This window comes from Rhizobium sp. Leaf384 (assembly GCF_001424065.1).
Lineage (GTDB): Bacteria > Pseudomonadota > Alphaproteobacteria > Rhizobiales > Rhizobiaceae > Ferranicluibacter.
The window spans coordinates 366,416-384,452 of the sequence record NZ_LMQE01000005.1 but is presented as its reverse complement, the minus strand read 5'-3'; the positions used below and the strand labels follow the sequence as shown (position 1 = coordinate 384,452).

General features: G+C 62.7%; 15 protein-coding genes and 5 pseudogenes. 12 read left to right on the top strand and 8 right to left on the bottom strand.

Annotation, left to right across the window (positions count from 1 at the left end):
* The first annotated feature begins 138 nt into the window (after positions 1 to 138).
* From ASG25_RS10185 to ASG25_RS23440, 12 genes and pseudogenes are all read left to right on the top strand, one after another.
* The gene (locus tag ASG25_RS10185) at positions 139 to 582 is read left to right on the top strand and encodes a hypothetical protein (protein WP_062473094.1); all 444 of its coding nucleotides are present in this window, start codon (positions 139 to 141) and stop codon (positions 580 to 582) included.
* 393 nt (positions 583 to 975) lie between these two features.
* Positions 976 to 1,752: an AraC family transcriptional regulator gene (locus ASG25_RS10180; protein WP_277996166.1), complete on the top strand. Its 777-nt coding sequence runs from the start codon at positions 976 to 978 to the stop codon at positions 1,750 to 1,752.
* A gap of 83 nt (positions 1,753 to 1,835) precedes the next feature.
* Positions 1,836 to 2,498 carry a phenylalanine--tRNA ligase beta subunit-related protein gene (locus ASG25_RS10175; protein ID WP_062474454.1) on the top strand — a complete coding sequence of 221 codons (663 nt, stop codon included), beginning with the start codon at positions 1,836 to 1,838 and terminating at the stop codon, positions 2,496 to 2,498.
* Entirely contained in the window at positions 2,495 to 3,106 is a 612-nt protein-coding gene (locus ASG25_RS10170; RefSeq protein ID WP_062473091.1) for a LysE family translocator, read from the top strand. Before ASG25_RS10175 ends, ASG25_RS10170 begins: the two co-directional genes overlap by 4 nt.
* Before the next feature lie 128 nt (positions 3,107 to 3,234).
* Positions 3,235 to 3,702 (top strand): annotated as a pseudogene (locus tag ASG25_RS23450) (EamA/RhaT family transporter); the annotation flags it as partial.
* Positions 3,703 to 3,727: 25 nt separating this feature from the next.
* Complete coding sequence (locus tag ASG25_RS22705) at positions 3,728 to 4,852, top strand: FAD-binding oxidoreductase (RefSeq protein ID WP_062473089.1); 1,125 nt, start codon at positions 3,728 to 3,730, stop codon at positions 4,850 to 4,852.
* Positions 4,853 to 5,217: 365 nt separating this feature from the next.
* A complete protein-coding gene (locus ASG25_RS10155; RefSeq protein WP_062473088.1) occupies positions 5,218 to 5,859 on the top strand; it encodes a TetR/AcrR family transcriptional regulator in 642 nt (213 codons plus the stop codon).
* A gap of 183 nt (positions 5,860 to 6,042) precedes the next feature.
* Positions 6,043 to 6,296: pseudogene (locus ASG25_RS10150) on the top strand (NAD(P)-binding protein); the annotation flags it as partial.
* Between the two features lie 123 nt (positions 6,297 to 6,419).
* Positions 6,420 to 6,706: pseudogene (locus ASG25_RS22700) on the top strand (electron transfer flavoprotein-ubiquinone oxidoreductase); the annotation flags it as partial.
* A 1-nt stretch (position 6,707) separates the two neighbouring features.
* Positions 6,708 to 7,651 (top strand): annotated as a pseudogene (locus tag ASG25_RS22245) (NAD(P)/FAD-dependent oxidoreductase); the annotation flags it as partial.
* Between the two features lies 1 nt (position 7,652).
* Positions 7,653 to 8,021, top strand: a pseudogene (locus tag ASG25_RS23445) (4Fe-4S dicluster domain-containing protein); the annotation flags it as partial.
* 1 nt (position 8,022) lies between these two features.
* On the top strand, positions 8,023 to 8,310 hold a 288-nt coding region (locus ASG25_RS23440), incomplete at its 5' end, for a 4Fe-4S dicluster domain-containing protein (protein ID WP_244479372.1).
* Positions 8,311 to 8,587: 277 nt separating this feature from the next.
* Here ASG25_RS23440 and ASG25_RS10140 read toward each other — a convergent pair.
* The 8 genes from ASG25_RS10140 to ASG25_RS10105 form a co-directional block, all read right to left on the bottom strand.
* Positions 8,588 to 9,721, bottom strand: coding sequence for a CaiB/BaiF CoA-transferase family protein (locus ASG25_RS10140; RefSeq protein WP_062473084.1), 1,134 nt, complete (start codon positions 9,719 to 9,721; stop codon positions 8,588 to 8,590).
* A 28-nt stretch (positions 9,722 to 9,749) separates the two neighbouring features.
* On the bottom strand, positions 9,750 to 10,937 hold the full coding sequence (locus ASG25_RS10135; protein ID WP_062473082.1) for an acyl-CoA dehydrogenase: 1,188 nt from the start codon (positions 10,935 to 10,937) through the stop codon (positions 9,750 to 9,752).
* A 125-nt stretch (positions 10,938 to 11,062) separates the two neighbouring features.
* On the bottom strand, positions 11,063 to 12,283 hold the full coding sequence (lhgO, locus tag ASG25_RS10130; RefSeq protein WP_062473080.1) for an L-2-hydroxyglutarate oxidase: 1,221 nt from the start codon (positions 12,281 to 12,283) through the stop codon (positions 11,063 to 11,065).
* Positions 12,284 to 12,337: 54 nt separating this feature from the next.
* Complete coding sequence (locus ASG25_RS10125) at positions 12,338 to 13,279, bottom strand: nucleoside hydrolase (RefSeq protein ID WP_062473078.1); 942 nt, start codon at positions 13,277 to 13,279, stop codon at positions 12,338 to 12,340.
* 12 nt (positions 13,280 to 13,291) lie between these two features.
* Positions 13,292 to 14,326, bottom strand: a complete 1,035-nt coding sequence (locus tag ASG25_RS10120; protein ID WP_062473076.1) for a nucleoside hydrolase — start codon at positions 14,324 to 14,326, stop codon at positions 13,292 to 13,294.
* A 24-nt stretch (positions 14,327 to 14,350) separates the two neighbouring features.
* Entirely contained in the window at positions 14,351 to 15,349 is a 999-nt protein-coding gene (locus ASG25_RS10115) for an ABC transporter permease (protein ID WP_062473074.1), read from the bottom strand.
* Positions 15,337 to 16,407: an ABC transporter permease gene (locus ASG25_RS10110; RefSeq protein ID WP_062473072.1), complete on the bottom strand. Its 1,071-nt coding sequence runs from the start codon at positions 16,405 to 16,407 to the stop codon at positions 15,337 to 15,339. Before ASG25_RS10110 ends, ASG25_RS10115 begins: the two co-directional genes overlap by 13 nt.
* Positions 16,404 to 17,933, bottom strand: coding sequence for an ABC transporter ATP-binding protein (locus tag ASG25_RS10105; protein ID WP_062473070.1), 1,530 nt, complete (start codon positions 17,931 to 17,933; stop codon positions 16,404 to 16,406). The genes ASG25_RS10110 and ASG25_RS10105 overlap by 4 nt, the downstream gene beginning before the upstream one ends.
* Between the last annotated feature and the right edge of the window lie 104 nt (positions 17,934 to 18,037).

Here is an 18,037-nt window from a genome sequence, read left to right as displayed (position 1 = left end):
CAGAAATGTTCGCTCCGCTTCTGAGTTCTACTCCCGCCTTTCGCGAGAAGTGCGTTTCATTGTCACTTATAGATAGCCAGACTGGCCGAACGAGGCCGTCGTATGCCGTATTGAGCGAACTTTCGGAAGCCGGGGAGCATGATGACGACGCGCTACACACCATTTGATGTCTTCCAGAACTTTAGTTGCACCGGGATGGAGCTTTACGATCTTCGTCACAGTTATTTCGGAGACGACGGAAACCCTCTGACTGCTTATTTTTCTCTGCCAACTGGCGACGATTTGCTAAAAATTCACTTTAGCGATGCAGACGTTGTGCGCGTGCTTGATGAGCTTCTGCTTTCCACCGAAGAGTATGGCATCGAGTGTGTCGGTCTGAAGCCCTACCATTTTGCTTATCGCGTGGAGAATAGCCGCTTCTTTCTCTCCCAATCCGAATTCTACCGCGATCAATATCGTGATGCGGTACACTATCGATTTATTACAGGAGGTGCCTGCTTAGACGTTCTCACTAAGTCGGACCCGAATTTCGCGCTGGTTCGGTGCTTTGTCCGTGGCGACCCCGGGCCCGATGACGTCTGAGCTATACGGGCGAGGCAATTCCACAATTGGCGCAAAGTGATCGTTCCGTTGTGACAATAGTTTTCGTGCATAAACAATTCAGGTCAAGATGCGACCGAGACACCGCTTACGATTGACGTCAGCTTTGGGCCGACACCGGTCATTCGTTCTCCTGAGATGCCCCCATTTTCGACCGAGCTTGCCGAACAGCGGTTATTGCAGCCGCAAAACTTCGTTCTGCGACGTCGCAGAATTCAGGAGACGTATCGCTTCCATCGGGATTATTGCTACAACCCACCACAGGAAAACACAGAACCTCGCTGATGCGAACCATGGAAAAATGATGGGATGACCTGACACGTGCAAGGCAACAGGGAACGTTTCTCCTCCTCATTCCGGGTCAGGCATGCCTCAGTGGACGGAGTGGATGCCATCGAAGCCGACACGGCGCTCGCCTACGGCCGCCATATGCACGATCAATTCGGGATCGGATTGATCAACAGAGGCGCGCAAATCTCGCTCAGCGGCCGGGGCATGGTCGAAGCAGAAACGGGCGACATCATCACCGTCAATCCCGGCGAGGTGCATGATGGCGCACCCATCGGCGATGGCGGTCGCTCTTGGCAGATGCTGTATCTCGAGCCGCACACCGTCTCGGCCTTTTTTCAAGACATGACGGAAGGACGAATGGGAGCCTTCGAGCTGCCCAATCCGGTGATCCGGGATAGGTGCAGTGCGGAGCGCTACCGCTCACTTTTTGCTGCCATGACGGCATGCTCCGGCGCAGCACAGGACCTGCAGGTCGAGGAGCACCTGTTCCTCATGTTTGAGCAGCTTCTTGAGACCAAGAAGACAGTCGCGGCGGCACGATCCGTCCCGAAGGCGATTGCAGCGGCGATAGCGAAAATCGATGATGAGCCGGACATGCCCCTCTCCCTGGACGATCTCGCACGACTTTGCGGGATCAGCCGCTTTCAGGTGCTGCGTGGGTTCGCCCGTGCAACCGGGTTGACGCCCCACGCCTACATGATCCAGCGCCGGCTCCAGATGACGAAGCGGATGATCGCGCGCGGGGATGATCTGGCAGAGGCTGCCGTATCCAGCGGCTTTGCGGATCAAAGTCATATGACGCGGCTGTTCGTTCGCACCTATGGCATGTCGCCGGGGGACTATGCGGCGGCGAGGCGATAGGTTCAGCTTGCAATTTCGTTCAAGACGAAAGAGCGTCGCAGAAGGACAGTGGCTCAAAACCTCAGCGAGCCAGCCCTATGCCGATACACTTTCAATATGCCGATACGATGCGTTCCGAGTTCCCGGAGCTTGCAACGCGGACCCTTGACATTGAATCCCTCCATCCCGAAGCCGATGCTTCTGATGCGATCGCCCATTTTCATGCGGTTGCCGCCAACCGGCTCTCTGCATCGTCCGAGGGCGAGTTCCCGGAGATACAGGCGTGGCGACGTGCTTTCACCAAAATGGGCCTGAAGCCGACGCAATACAGGTGCGCCTCCGAAGCGCTGTTGCGCCGGTTTCGCAAGGAAGGCGACCTGCCGCGCCTTCACCCGCTCGTCGACCTATGCAACGCCGTTTCGCTGGCGTACGCGGTCCCGATCGCGGTCTTCGACGCAGCAAGGATCGGCGGCGGGCTGGAGGTCCGGCCCGCAACCGGCGCGGAAATCTACGAAACGTTTTCCGGCGCGGTCGAGAACCCGGAGCCTGGCGAAATCATTTTTGCAGACAGGAGCGGCCGAGCGCACGCCCGACGCTGGACGAACCGGCAAAGCGGGTACTCCGCCGTTAATCGCAAGACGACCGCCACCTTCATCGTCGCAGAGGCCTTGCACCCGACCGCAGCGCAAGACCTTGCCAACCTCGTGGCGGAACTGAAAGCCGCCCTGCTTCCATCATGGCCAGCGTGTAAGGTGGCCGTGGCATGAGCATCGAGTTTCTGCTGACGACGCTCGTGATCGTCGCTTCTCCCGGCACAGGGGCCATCTACACGCTTGCCGCCGGCCTGTCGGGTGGCGTGCGGGCCAGCCTTGTTGCGGCATTCGGCTGCACACTTGGAAGCGTGCCACATATGATGGCCGCGATCAGCGGCCTTGCGGCGTTGCTCCATACGAGCGCAGCCGCCTTCCAGTTCCTGAAATGGCTCGGCGTGGTCTATCTGCTCTTTATGGCATGGTCCATGTTTCGTGAGCGCGGTGTCCTGCGCATCGACGGCGCTCCGATTGTCAAAAGCGACCGGCAGGTGATCGGCTCAGCGATCCTCATCAACATGCTCAACCCGAAGCTCTCGATTTTCTTTTTCGCCTTCCTGCCGCAGTTCGTCGCGGTTGGGGACGCTCGCCCGATCACGCTGATGCTGAAACTCAGCCTTGTGTTCATGGCGCTGACCTTCATCGTCTTTGCGGCTTACGGCGTGTTCGCCGCTTATCTGCGCCACCGCATCGTATCGAATCCCATCGTTCAGCGCCGGATGCAGCGCAGCTTCGCAGCGGCGTTTGGAGCGCTGGCCGTCCAACTCGCTCTTGCGACCAAATGACGAGCCCAGTCCTTATTCTCGTTGCAGAATCCCGAACATTCGCGACAGGTCGACCGAGCCTGTCTTGTGGGGGAATTTCTGTCGCAAAACGCAGGTGCAACGACGTTTCAAACGTCCCGAGAACAAATCGGGCCGCGATCACCGGCATGGTAGCCCTTGGCCCGCTACTTCTGCTTGGCGAAAGGCGCCCGACACGAAGCGATCTTGCGTCCCTGATCGTCGTCGCCCTGGGCGTGGTCGTAGGCTTTGCCCTCGCGCAGGGGGGGGACGGCCTCACCGGTCGGCGATCTGTTGATGCTGGCGGCGATTGTCATATGCGGCCTGGGCACTGCTGACGGAGCAGGATTGTCCCGCGTGCTGGGAGGATGGCAGGCGATGTCATGGGCATTGGTGTTGCCCCTGCCCGCGATGCGCGCGCTGACGCTTTCCATCCTGCGATCGTCCTGTGCGCGGATAGAGTTGCCTGCATGGACCAGTTTGGCCTACGTCTCGCTCTTCAGCAGGCTGATCGGAGTCGTCTTCTGGTATCGCGGACGGGTCCAAGGGGTATTGCAGCCGTCGGCCAGTTGCAGCGCTTTCAACCGTGCTTCGGCCTGACACCAACAGCGAAAGACATATCCCATGTCCGACAACACCATCTCATCCGCCGTCATCATCGGTGCCGGCATCTTCGGCGTCTCGACGGCCGTGCAGCTTCTGCGGCGCGGCGTGTCCGTGACCCTCGTCAACGACGGCCCGGTCGCCAATGGCGCATCCGGTCGCTCGCTGTCCTGGCTGAACTCCGCCCGCATGCGCTCTTATCCGTATCATCTGCTGCGCATGGCCGGCATCGACCGGTATCGCACGCTTTCGAGCCGGATCGGCCCTGTCGACTGGCTCCGCTTCGACGGCGCTCTCACCTGGGATGCGGACGACGACACGAACGAGATCGCGGCAGCCTACGCCCATGAAGTGTCGCTCGCCTATGACGCTCGCCTGCTTGCGCCCGGTGACGTCGCCACGGCGACGCCCGGCGTCGATGCCGCGGCGATCACCGGGGCCGCAGCCATCTTCAATCCCGGCGAAGGCTGGGTCGACCTGCCCGCACTGATCGACCTGCTGCTTATGGACTTTGCCGCGCTCGGCGGCACGCTCGTGACCACCGGGGGCCGCGCGAATGTCATCGTCGAGCGCGGCCGGGCGACCGGCGTTGAGATTCAGACCGGTGCGAAACATCCGGCGGACGCCGTGCTGATTGCCACCGGCCCTGCCGTGCCTGCCATGGCGGCGGAACTGGGTGCAACGATCCTCGACGGCACCCCGGTCGCCCTGCTGCTGACGACCAGGCCGATCGATCATCCTTTGAAGGCGGTGCTCAACACGCCTCGCGTTGCCGTTCGACCCGCTCCGGGCGGAGCTTTTGCCATCGATGCCGACTGGGCGGCAAACGAGGTCGTCACCTTAGCCGACGGCACCTACGCGGTGAAGGACGCCACGGTCACGCGGCTTCTTGCCGAAGCGTCGAGGGCGCTGGACGGCCATCCCGCGCTGGAACTCGCCGCCTACGCCGCCGGGCGCAAGCCGATCCCGGAAGACGGCGATCCGGTGCTGGGCGTCCTTGCGAACCTGCCGGGCTGCCATGTCGCCTTCAGCCACAGCGGCGCAACGCTCGGGCTGATCGTCGGCGAACTGACCGCCTACGAGATGGCGACCGGCAACCGCCACCCGCTGCTCGAAACCTTCCGGCCGGAACGCTTCAGCGCCTGAGGCGGGACCTGGCTGCCAAAGGCCGTCATCCCTCTCCTGTCCCCGCTCCTTTCCTGTGGTCGGCCCTTTCCTGTGGTCGGCCCCGGCGCGCCTTCGGGGCTACCGCCGCAAAGCCGCGCCTGGCGAGGCGGCCATGCCGGCAGGGCCGAACCTTGCGGTCATCCGTGACCGATCACGGCCTGCGAGCTGGCTCGGTTTGACCACCATCGTGCAGCGGCGGGGTCGGCACCGTGGCTGCGCGGCTGTCGTCTTTGCCTCGGCGCGGAAGGCGCAGGCGCCGGCTGGCGGATGGCCGTATCCGCCTGACAGCTTGTGTTTCCGATTTTCATACCGTAAAGAATTAAAAAATCTCCAGGAGGCCAGCCATGGACGTCGATAGCCAGCGGGATCCCGCAAAACCGAATATTCGCGGCAAGATCAAGCAGCAGAAGACCGAGTTGATCCACGAGGAGATCCTCGATGCGGCCTCTCGACTCATTGCCGCAAAGGGGTTTCGGGCCGTTACCGTCGACGACATCAGCGCCGAAATGGGCTTCACCAAGTCGATCGTGTATTACTACATGAAGAACAAGAACGAGATCCTCTGGCGGATTTTCGAGAGGATCGACGCAACCTACGCCGCAGGGATGGAAGAGGCGCTGAAATCGGGTGGTCGCCCGATCGACCTTCTCGCGGACATCGTCAAGCGGCATTCGCTGAACGTCATGCATCATCAGGACTGGTCGACGATCTACAATCGCGACGAGAACGAGTTGACGGAAGAGCAGCGGACGATCGTGACCGCCAATCGCAGGAAGTACAACAAGGAGATCCAGGATCTCTACGCCAGGGGTGTCGCTCTCAGCGAGTTTCGCGATGCCGACCCGTTCATTTCGGTCTGCTGCATGCTTGGCGCATGCAATTGGCTGTCCACATGGTTCAAGCCGACATCGACGAAATACACTGCCGACAGTGTTGCCGCGACCTTTGCCGAACAGCTGATCATGGGCGTGGCCAAGGTCGCCTGACGGGGTGACCCGTCAAACGGTCGGCGTGGCCTCCCTGTCGACTGGACCTACTCGGTCGGACAGGCGGTCGAAAATCTGCAGGGCGTCACGACCTATTGAGCCGGTCCCGCAAAATGTCCCACCACGATCGTCTGTGCGCGCGCCGCGCCACGGATCGCATCACCAAGGAATGGTACCGACAGCATGAGCGCAACACACGAATGGCCTGAGCGCGAGAGCATGGATTTCGACGTGGTCGTGGTGGGCGCGGGCCCGGCGGGGCTTGCCGCGGCGATCCGGCTGAAGCAGCTCGACCCGGATCTGACGGTCGTGGTGCTGGAAAAGGGCGCGGAGGTGGGGGCGCATATCCTGTCGGGCGCGGTTGTCGATCCCTGCGGCATGGACGCGCTCCTGCCGGGCTGGCGGGCGGAGGCGGATCATCCCTTCAGGACGCCGGTNGACGCTCTTCCGATCTAGTTTCTTCGCATCCTCCTCGGACGTCGCCAGACCAATGCCGAACTGGATCGCAGCCGCAGCGCCTGCCGTCAGCCCGATCGTGGCGATCGACAGAGGACTGACCAGCGCATATCCTGTCGGGCGCGGTTGTCGATCCCTGCGGCATGGACGCGCTCCTGCCGGGCTGGCGGGCGGAGGCGGATCATCCCTTCAGGACGCCGGTGACGCAGGACCAGTTCCTGCTGCTCGGCCCGGCCGGCGCGATGCGCCTGCCCAACTTCGCCATGCCGCCGCTCATGAACAATCACGGCAATTACATCGTCTCGCTCGGCAATGTCTGTCGCTGGCTGGCCGGCAAGGCCGAAGCGCTCGGCGTCGAGATCTATCCGGGCTTTGCCGCGACCGAGGTGCTNGCAGAAGATCGAGAATGGATGAACAATCACGGCAATTACATCGTCTCGCTCGGCAATGTCTGTCGCTGGCTGGCCGGCAAGGCCGAAGCGCTCGGCGTCGAGATCTATCCGGGCTTTGCCGCGACCGAGGTGCTCTATGACGCGAACGGCGCGGTGGTCGGCGTGGCCACCGGCGACATGGGCATCGAGAAGACCGGCGARCCCGGCCCCAACTTTGCCCGCGGCATGGAGCTGCGCGGCAAATACGTGCTGATCGGTGAAGGCGTGCGCGGCTCGCTCGCCAAGCAGCTGATCGCGAAATACGATCTCCAGAAGGACCGCGAGCCCCAGAAATACGGGATCGGCATCAAGGAGCTCTGGCAGGTGAAGCCGGAGAACCACAGGCCGGGTCTCGTGCAGCACTCGTTCGGCTGGCCGCTTGGCCTGGGCACCGGCGGCGGCTCGTTTCTCTATCATCTCGAGGACAACACGGTGGCCGTCGGCTTCGTGGTGCATCTCAACTACAAGAACCCCTATCTCCATCCGTTCGAGGAGTTCCAGCGGTTCAAGACGCATCCGGCGATCCGCGGCACGTTCGAGGGCGGCACGCGGCTGTCCTACGGGGCCCGCGCCATCACCGAAGGCGGCTACCAGTCGGTGCCGAAGCTGACCTTCCCCGGCGGCGCGCTGATCGGTTGCTCGGCCGGTTTCGTCAACGTGCCCCGCATCAAGGGCAGCCACAATGCGATGCTGTCGGGCAAGATGGCCGCCGAGAAGATTGCGGGCGCGATTGCGGCGGGACGGGCCAACGACGAGGTGATCGAGATCGAGACCGAATGGCGGGCCGGCCCGATCGGCACGGATCTGCGGCGGGTGCGCAACGTCAAGCCGCTCTGGTCGAAGCTCGGCACGGTGGCGGGCGTTGCGCTCGGCGGCCTCGACATGTGGACCAACCAGCTGCTCGGNATCGAGATCGAGACCGAATGGCGGGCCGGCCCGATCGGCACGGATCTGCGGCGGGTGCGCAACGTCAAGCCGCTCTGGTCGAAGCTCGGCACGGTGGCCGGCGTGGCGCTCGGCGGCCTCGACATGTGGACCAACCAGCTCCTCGGCTTCTCGGTCTTCGGCACGCTGAAGCACGGCAAGACCGATGCGCAGAGCCTCGAGCCGGCGGCGCGCCACAAGCCGATCGCCTATCCCAAGCCCGACGGCGTCCTGACTTTCGATCGCCTGTCTTCGGTGTTCCTTTCCAACACCAACCACGAGGAGGACCAGCCGGTCCATCTCAAGGTGAAGGACATGGCGCTGCAGAAGCGCTCCGAGCACGACGTCTATNTCGGTGTTCCTTTCCAACACCAACCACGAGGAGGACCAGCCGGTCCATCTCAAGGTGAAGGACATGGCGCTGCAGAAGCGCTCCGAGCACGACGTCTATGCCGGTCCCTCGACGCGCTACTGTCCGGCCGGCGTTTATGAATGGGTGGAAAAGGACGGCGAGGCGGTGTTCGTGATCAACGCGCAGAACTGCGTGCACTGCAAGACCTGCGACATCAAGGACCCCAACGGCAACATCACCTGGGTTCCGCCCCAGGGCGGCGAGGGGCCGGTCTACCCGAACATGTGAGGCAAAGCCCGATCCGCGGACGCCGATCCCCGACACAGACGGCGCGGCGCGCTTTGCCGATGCGGTCTCACGCAATCGCAATGTCGCACTAACGTGATTTGGGACTGACGGGGGACGTTCTGCCTAGGCAACGATATCAGGCCATGGCTCCGGCCGCAGCTTTCTCCTCGGCGATCGCTCGGATACGGTCGATTGTTGGACATACATCGCTTCGATCATATCGTCCTCGGCTTCAAGCTCCCGCAGCAGCATGCCAACGCGCTACAGGTGGCCTAAGTCAAAGATCCTCGAGAATCTCGTCGGTATGCTCACCGAGGCGCGGCGCACGGCGTGCGAGGGCAAGTTCGGCATCTGAAAACTGGAGCGGGCTGCGAACGCCAGGAACGCCTTCAACGTTAATCTGCATGTTGCGCGCCGTAAATTGTGGGTCGGCGAACAGGTCGGCCACCGTGTTGATTGGACCTGCGGGAACGCCGATGGCCTCAAGTTGAGCAAGAAGATCGGCTTTCGTCTGGAGCCGGGTCTTTTCCTCCAGAGCCGCCATCAGCGCGATGCGGTTGGCCACCCGTGCAGCGTTCGTTGCAAAATTCGGATCAAGCGGCATGGCGGCAAGGTCGAGCAGGGTCGCAAGACGGGCAAATTGCGCATCGTTCCCGCAGGCGATGATGATATGCCCGTCTGCGGCCAACACAGTCTGGTAGGGCGCAATATTTGGATGCGCATTACCGAGCCGCTTCGGTGCGTTGCCTGTCGCCAAATAATTCATCGCTTGATTGGCGAGAACTCCGCCCATGCAGTCGAGAAGCGAGATGTCGACCTGTTGTCCTCGTCCTGTTCGTGCCCTTTGCAGCAGGGCGGCCTGGATGCCGACGACGCCGTAGAGACCGCTGAAGATATCGGCAAAGGCCACGCCGATTTTTTGCGGCGCGCCGTCCGGCTCCCCGGTCAAGTCCATGATGCCGGAAATGCCCTGAATCATGAAGTCATAGCCAGCCCTGTGCGCCTGCGGCCCGGTCTGACCGAATCCGGTAATCGAGCAGTAGATCAGCCGCGGATGGCTCTCCGAAAGGCTCGCATAATCAAGGCCGTATTTTGCCAGTCCGCCGACCTTGAAGTTCTCCACGACGACATCCGCCGTGCGGATCAGCGCTTTCACCGCCTCCTGCCCCTCAGCGGTGGAAAAATCGAGTACGATGCCGCGCTTGCCACGATTGCAGGCATGGAAATAGGCGGCCGATACCGTCTCCCCGTCATCGACATAGGGCGGACCCCAGCGTCTCGTATCGTCGCCCTCCCCGCTTTCGACCTTGATGACGTCCGCTCCGAGATCGGCGAGTGTCTGCCCGATCCACGGTCCGGCCAGGATACGGGCAAGCTCGATCACACGGAGACCTTCGAGGGGTGCGGACATGGGGAAGCTCCTGTGAATGCTTGAAATGTCAGTAGAAAGCCTGCAGGCCCGTCTGCGACCGCCCAAGGATGAGGGCATGGACATCGTGCGTCCCCTCATAGGTATTGACGGACTCCAGGTTCTGAGCATGGCGCATTACGTGATACTCTATCTGGATACCGTTGCCGCCATGCATGTCGCGGGCTTGCCGCGCAATATCGAGCGCCTTGCCGCAATTGTTCCGCTTGATCAGCGAGATCATTTCAGGCGCGAAGCGATGCTCCTCCATCAGACGCCCGATGCGCAGCGACGCTTGAAGACCGAGCGCAATCTCCGTCTGCATGTCCGCAAGCTTCTTCTGGAACAGCTGCGTCGCGGCCAGTGGCCGGCCGAACTGCTTGCGATCGAGGCCATAGGCGCGGGCGCGCTCCCAGCAGTCCTCGGCCGCACCCATGACGCCCCAGGAAATGCCGTATCGCGCCCGGTTCAGGCACCCGAACGGGCCTTTCAGCCCGGAGACGTCCGGAAGGAGCGCATCCTCGCTCACCTCCACGTCCTCCATGACAATCTCGCCGGTCACCGAGGCACGGAGGCTCAGCTTTCCACCGATCCTCGGGGCAGAAAGGCCCTTCGTGCCCTTCTCGAGAATGAACCCGCGAATGGCATCGTCATGCGCGGTCGATTTTGCCCAGACCACGAAGATGTCGGCGATCGGGGAATTGGAGATCCACGTCTTGGCTCCGTTCAGCCGGTAGCCTGTCGCCGTTTTCTCCGCGCGTGTCGTCATGCCGCCGGGATCGGAGCCCGCATCCGGCTCCGTCAGACCGAAGCAGCCGATGAGGTCGCCCGAGACAAGGCCGGGCAGATACCGGTCCTTCTGCGCCTCGCTGCCATAGGCGTGGATCGGGAAGATCACCAGCGAACTCTGCACGCTCATCATCGAGCGGTAGCCGGAATCCACACGCTCGATCTCCCGCGCAACCAGTCCATACGCGACATAACCGGCGCCGGCCGCACCATAGACTTCCGGAAGGGTGACGCCCAGAAGCCCTGCACGGCCCATGGCACGGAAAAGGCCAGGATCTGTCGTTTCGTCAAGGTAGGCATCCCTGATCCGCGGCGAGAGCTCGGTCTCGGCGAAAGTCCGCGCCGCGTCGCGGATCATCCGTTCCTCGTCGCTCAGTTGATCGTCGAGCAGGAAGGGATCGTTCCAGGAAAAGGGTGCCATGTCGCTCATGTCGGTCTCCAATGTCCGGGAAGCAAGCGGCTTGGTGCGCGCACGTCCCTCTCGTCTTTCATCAGGCCGCGCCCTGAAACGGCGCTGACGCTAGCCTCGTGCTCTGCGGGAAGAAAGCGGTTTGTCTAGCCTATTCTACCTCTGTCCCGCCATTCAAACAGCGCAGCAGCGCGATCCGCGAGATGCCGCGCTATCGGTATGGCCGATGTCGCGGCAGGTGACGGCGCGTTGCAGACATGGATGGTCCTGCGGGTTTGCAGGATCAGGAAATCATGGACGAGGCTTCCGTCGGCAAGAACCGCCTGCGCGCGGATGCCGGGCCGATAGGGCTGGAGGTCGTCGAGCCGTAGTTCCGGACAGTATCGCCTGCAAAGCGCAAGGTAGCGGCGCTTGCTCAGCGAATTGGCCATTTCCGACAGGCCGGAGCGGAAATTGTTGCGGACCAGGCGGCGAAAGCCAGGGAAGGAAATCATCTCCTTGAGATCGCCGAAACCGACATCGGAAAACCGGTAGCCCTCGCGCGCAAAGGCGAGAACAGCATTCGGGCCCACGGTCACATAGCCGCCGATCATCTTCGTCAGGTGGACGCCGAGGAATGGCAAAGCGGGGTCGGGGATCGGGTAGATCAGATGATTGACGATCGCGTCCTTGTCCGAACGCAGCCGGTAGTATTCGCCGCGAAAGGGCACGATGCGGAAATCGAGCGCGAGACCGCAGAGCAGCGCCAGCCTGTCGGCCATGATTCCTGCGCAGGCGATGACGTGCCGCGCGCCAATCTCCTCCTGCGGAAGCTGGATGCGAATGCCATCGGCCTCTTCGCGCAGGGTCTCGACCGTGGCAGAGGTGCGAATGTCCACGCCTCTTCCGGTGAGACCGTCGGCCATTGTGCGGGCGATCCGTCCGTAATCGACGATGCCGCTGGTCGGCACGAACAGGGCTGCAATGCCGTGGATATGCGGTTCCCGCCGAACGAGCTCCGCGGCATCCAGCCGTTCCACCGGCAGGCCGTTCTGCCGGCAGCGCTCTTCCAGTGCCGCCAGACGCGGCATCTCTTCTACGGAGGTCGCCACGAGCATCTTTCCGCATTGCTCGAACGGAACGCCATACTCACGGCAGAAATCGATCGTTGCCGTCACGCCCTCTCGGCAGAAGCGCGCCTTGAGGCTCCCCGGCTGATAATAGACGCCGGCATGGATCACGCCGCTGTTGCGCCCCGTCTGGTGCATGGCGACGGCCGCCTCCTTCTCCAGGACCACTATCGACAGTCCGGGCAGACGGGTGGAGATTTCAAGCGCCGTTGACAGGCCGACAATGCCGCCGCCGATGATGGCAAGATCATACGGCACCGATGCGATCCCCGTTCTTCGTTTCTACGTCTCTGCAGACTGCGTCGAGCGCGGTCATGGGTTCAAAGGCGCATCGCGCAACAGGTCGAACATCAGCTTGAAGAAGCGGTCGCTATCGACCTCGTAGGCAATGCGGGCATTGTTGGGCTCGCCGCGTTCCTTCCAGAAATCGGCCACCGTCGCGCCGAAGGCGAAGGTCCCGTCGAGATCGACGGCGATATGGGCGGGCCTCGTGCGCACCAGCGTCGGGTCAATCACAAGTGCCAGAGCCAAGGGATCATGCATCGCGCCGCCGACGCCCATGGAGTTGCGGTGCAGTTTTTCGTAGAAGCGCAGCCAGTCCATGACGAGCCTGCCGAGTTCGGTGTCGATGGTCGCGAGTTCCGCATATTGTTCCGCCTCGACCAGAACCTGCATCGTCACGTCCAGTCCGACCATGGTGACGGATACGCCGCTGTCGAGCACCAGCCGGACGGCTTCGGGATCGCAGAAAGCGTTGAATTCGGTCGGGGTAATGATCTCGCTCTTCCGGTAGAACACACCGCCCATCCAGATCAGCTCCTTGATCTTGGGCAGCACCTGTGGATGCTTGAGCACAAGCAGACCGATATTGCTGAGCGGCCCGGTCGCAACGACGATGATCGGCTCGGGCGCCGCCGCCAGCCGTTCGGCCAGAAAGTCGACGGCATGCTGGGCCAGGGGTTCGCGCACCGGCATCGGCAGGTAGGGCGAGCCCTCCAGGCCGCTCGGGCCGTCCGCCGTTCCAAGCACAAGCGGGCGCGCGAGCGGACGAACGCAGCCGGCCGCAACCGGCACGTCGCCCGCGCCGATGAAATCAAGGATGCGGATCGCGTTCGAGGAGGTCTTCTCGAGCTCGGCATTGCCGCAGGTGGTCGTCACGCCCAGAAGCGCGATATCCGGCGAGCGGTGCGCCATGACGAGGGCGATCGCGTCGTCGTGGCCCGGGTCGCAATCATAGAGGATGGGTGTCGGCATGGAAAACGTCCTTCAGGCTACGGTGCCAAGACCTTCGGCGCGCGCATAGCGCGCCATGGTGGCCTTGAAGATCGAGAGGAAGCGGCGGCCGTCGAGGCCGGTGGCAATACGGGTCGTCCTCGGGCCATCACCGCCTGGCAGAATCTGGTGGCCGCGATAGGCCACCACCTGCCCCCGCGCGACGCCTTTTTCGATGACGACATCGGCAAAGAGCGGCGCCGTCGTCGTCACGAGATCCGGCGCGAAGGCCAAAGCAACGGTTATGACGTCATCCATGGGAAAGCCGACCAGCCCGAAGAATCCGCGCCAGATGTCGATGTAGATCGGGAACACCTCGCTGATCATGGTCACGACGGCATTGTCTGCCGCGATGGACGTCATGTCGGCAATATCGTCGCGCGTCAGCATGCTGTCGGCAACGCGGTTGTCCTCGCAAATATCCAGCGGCACAAGGATCTTGTCGACATCGGCATTGAGAACGATGCGCGATGCCTCGGGATCGGCCCAGATGTTGTACTCCGACAGTGGCGTCATGTTGCCAGGCGTCGTGAAGTTGCCGCCGAGCACAAGCATGTTCTTCAGCAGAGACGGCAGAGCCGGTTCCTGCAGAATGGCAAGCGCCGCATTCGTCGTCGGACCCGTCGTCACGAGCGTGATATCGCCGGGATTGGCTCTGACCGTATCGATGATGAAATCGACGGCATGGCCCGGATTGGCCTGCCGGCTCGGCGCTGGTGCGGGCGGATTGAACACCTTCAAGCGATCGCCAAAGCGCGCCGTCAGCCGCTTTTCAAAGTGGACAGGCGCTTCCATGGCCGCCTTTGCATGGCCGACGATCGGCCGCCAGGCGCCGGCATGGACCGGAATGTCGTCACGACCGGCAAGCGACAGCGTGTTCAGCACGACGTCGGTCACTTGCTTGATCGGGCCGGCAGCGCCGGTGACGGTCGTCACGCCCTCCAGCTTGATATCTGGGTGGGCGGCGGCAAACAGCACGGCGAGAATGTCGTCGCCAGCGGAGTCCACGTCGAGGATGATACGCTGCATGGGAGGCCTTCGAGATCACGTGTTTCAGGAACGGGGAAGCGGCGCGTTGCGGTCGGCCTCCCCGGATGGATGGACGGACAGCGCGCGGCGGATGGTGTCGACCGTCTCGCGGATCCGTTTCGGCCGGGCGCGCCAGGAGAGCACGAACAGGGCGACGAGCGCCACGGCGTAGGGCACAGCGAGAACCAGATAGGACGGGAAGCCGAATGTCTGAAGCCGGAGCGAGAAGGCATCGGCAAAGCCGAACAACAGGCAGCCGGCCAGCACCTTCAGCGGGTCGCCACCCGAAAAGATCAGGATCGCGACGGCCATGAAGCCGCGGCCGGAGGACATATTCTCGGTGAACATGGTGATGTAACCGAGCGACATGTGCGCCCCTGCCAGTCCGGCAAACAGGCCGCACAGCAGCGACGCGGCGTAACGGATACGCACGATCGAGATGCCGAGCGCTTCGGCGGCCTCCGGTTTTTCTCCGACCACGCGGATATAAAGGCCGAGCCGGGTGCGGTTGTAGAAAAGGATGAGGAGCGGAACGGCAAAGAAGGCGACATAGACAAGCGGCGTGTAGCCCGAGATCAACTGCGCGGTCGAGGGACCGAGGAGATCCCGCGCTCCGGGGATCTGGATCTTGGGAAGGCCGACGATGCCGCGTCCGACCACCGATCCGCGTGTCCCGAAGATCGCCTTCAGGAGCGATACGGTCATTCCGCCGGCAAGGATGTTGAGGGCCAGCCCCACCACGACCTCGTTTGCCCGGAAACTGACGACCAGGATGGCGTAGATGAGCGCAAAGAGGAGGGCCGCAGCAACACCGATAACCATGCCGCCCAGCGACGAGCCCGTCCAAATCGAGCCGACGACGGCGAAGAAGGCGGCGATCAGCATCTGGCCTTCCAGCCCGATGTTGAAGATTCCGGCCTTGGTGGTGAACGAGCCGCCGAGCGCCACCAGCAGGATCGGCGTCGTGGTGCGGATCATCGCGACCAGCAGGGCGACGTTGAACAGGTTGCTCAGAATTTCCATCGGCGCTCTCCTGTGCGGTCGCCGCGTCGGGGCATCATGAGATCTGCAGAGACGGCGAGAATGATCAGCGCTTGGATAACCGTGATGATCTCGCGCGAGGCCGTCGTATCGACCTCGAGCAACAGGGAGCCCGCCCGCAGCGCGCCGAAGAACAAGGCCGTGAAGATGGTGCCGATGGGTGAGCCGTTGGCGAGAAGTGCCGCGATGAGACCATCGAAGCCGAAGCCCGGCGCAAAGCCTTCCATGAACCGGTGATGCACGCCGAGCGTCTCGACGCCGCCTGCAAGGCCGCCGACGGCGCCCGAGACAAGCAGGACGCCGAAGCCGACGCGGCGAACGTTGACGCCGCCATATTCCGCGAATTTCGGCGCAGAGCCGACCATGGTCGCGGCATAGCCGGCAGACGTCCAGCGAAAGAAGGCAGTGACGCCGACGGCGAGCGCCAGGCCGATGAGAAGGCCGATGTTCAAACGGGAGAAGGAGAAGAGTTCGGGCAGATAGGCGCTCGTCAGGATCGGTGGCGTTTCCGACCACCCGCCTGGACGCTTGAACAGGAAGATCGTGAAATAGGAGGTGAGAAGCGTCGCGATGTAATTGGCGAGAATGGTCGAGACCACCTCATTGGTGCCGAAGCGGACGCGGAAGAATGCGGGTATGGCGATCCAGAGCGCACCGGCAATGACCGCAAGCGTCATCGCGGCAAGCACATGCAGCACAGGAGGCAGTGAGAAGGCGAAGCCCACCCAGGCAGCGGCGAAACCGCCGAGGAACAGTTGCCCTTCGATGCCCACATTGAACATGCCGCCGCGAAGGGCGATGCAGGCCGCGATACCACAGATGAGGATCGGGGTCGTCTGCAGCAGCGTTCCCGCAATCTTCTCCGTATCGCCGAAGGCGCCGCGCATCAACGTCAAGAAGACGGCGACCGGGCTCTCGTCGATCATGAGGATGATGACGGCACCGAGCGCGAGTGCGATGGCGAAGGCGAGCGCCTGGCCTGTCAGCGTTCGCGCCAAGCCCTTTGAGAAGAGCTCCCGGAAGAACAGGCGGTTCGTCATGAGGCCTCCGTCATCTCTGCCGGGTCGATCCCGGCCATCATCAGTCCGATTGCGTCGTCGTCCACCACTGCGCCATCGACCGCGCCCATGATCCGGCCGTCGAACATCACGAGGATTCTGTCCGCCAGCGCCTTCAACTCATCGAGCTGGGTCGAGATCAGCAGAATGGCCCGGCCATCGGCACGCTGACGCATGATCTCGTCGTGGATTGCCTCCTGCGCGCCGATATCGACGCCACGGGTCGGCTGATCGATGAGCAGCACATCCCCACCGGCCGTGAACTCCCGCGCCAGCACAACCTTCTGGATATTGCCGCCGGACAGGCTGCGCGCCGGGTCCTTCGGCCCGCGGGCGCGGATGTCGAACCGCTGGATCAGCGCGCGCATCGCGTCATGCACCGTCGTCCAGTCGATCAGGCCAAGGCGGGAGAAGGGTCGCTTCGTCTGCCGTCCCATCAGAATGTTGGCCGACAGCGAGGCATTGCGATCGACCCCCCGCACCATGCGGTCGCCTGGAACATGCGCAAGCCCGCGATTGCGGATCTCGGCCGGCGTCCGGTCGAGGATGTCGTGCCCGTGGAGTTGCGCGCGGCCTCGGCTGGCGGGCCGGAGTCCGGAAAGAACCTCCGCCAGTTCCGTTTGTCCGTTGCCGGCAACCCCGGCAATGCCGACGATCTCCCCGGCGCGCACCGTCAGACCCACGGATTTCAGGGCTGTCAGCCGCCGGTCGTCCCGCGCCCAGAGATCGGTGACGTCAAGCGCCACGGTGCCTTCGTTCGGGGTTCGGGGACGACGGTCGAAGCTGACGTCGCGCCCGACCATGAGACGGACAAGCTCGCGCTTGTTCAGCGCGCTCTTCGGTTTGGTGGCGACGACACGTCCGTCGCGGAGAACCGTCACCGTATCCGATACCGCCATCACTTCCTCGAGATGATGCGAGATGAAGATCACGGTCATGCCGTCGTCCACAAAGCTGCGCAACGTCTGGAACAGATCCCGGCTTTCCTGCGGGGTGAGAACCGCCGTGGGCTCGTCGAGAATGATGATGCGCGCATTGCGCGCGAGAACCTTCAGGATCTCGATACGCTGCTCGATGCCGACCGAAAGCCCCGCCACCCGCTCCTGCGGATCGACCCTAAGGCCGAACTTCTCCGAGAGAACGCGGGTGCGCTCCACCTGGGCTGCGCGGTCGATCAGTCCATTCCGGCGAATCTCCATGCCGAGAAAAATATTGTCGGCCACAGTCAGCGAGGGCACCAGCTTGAAGTGCTGGTGCACCATTCCGAGCCCCTCGTGGATCGCCACCGCAGGACTGTCGACCAGCATGGTCCTACCGCCGATCGAGATGGTGCCCTCATCCGGCTGCAGCAGGCCGAACAGGATGTTCATCAATGTCGTCTTGCCAGCGCCGTTCTCGCCGATGATCGCATGAATTTCCCCGCGGCGGACGGCAAGATCAATGCTGTCGTTGGCGGTGAAGGCGCCGAAGCGCTTGGTGATTCCGGAGAGATCGACGGCAAGGTCCATGGGGCATACCGAGGCAGGAGAGGAAGACACAAGGATTGATCGAAGACGGACAGCCGAACGGTCGGAGTTGACAGCCGTCAACACGCCTATATTGGGGAACGACG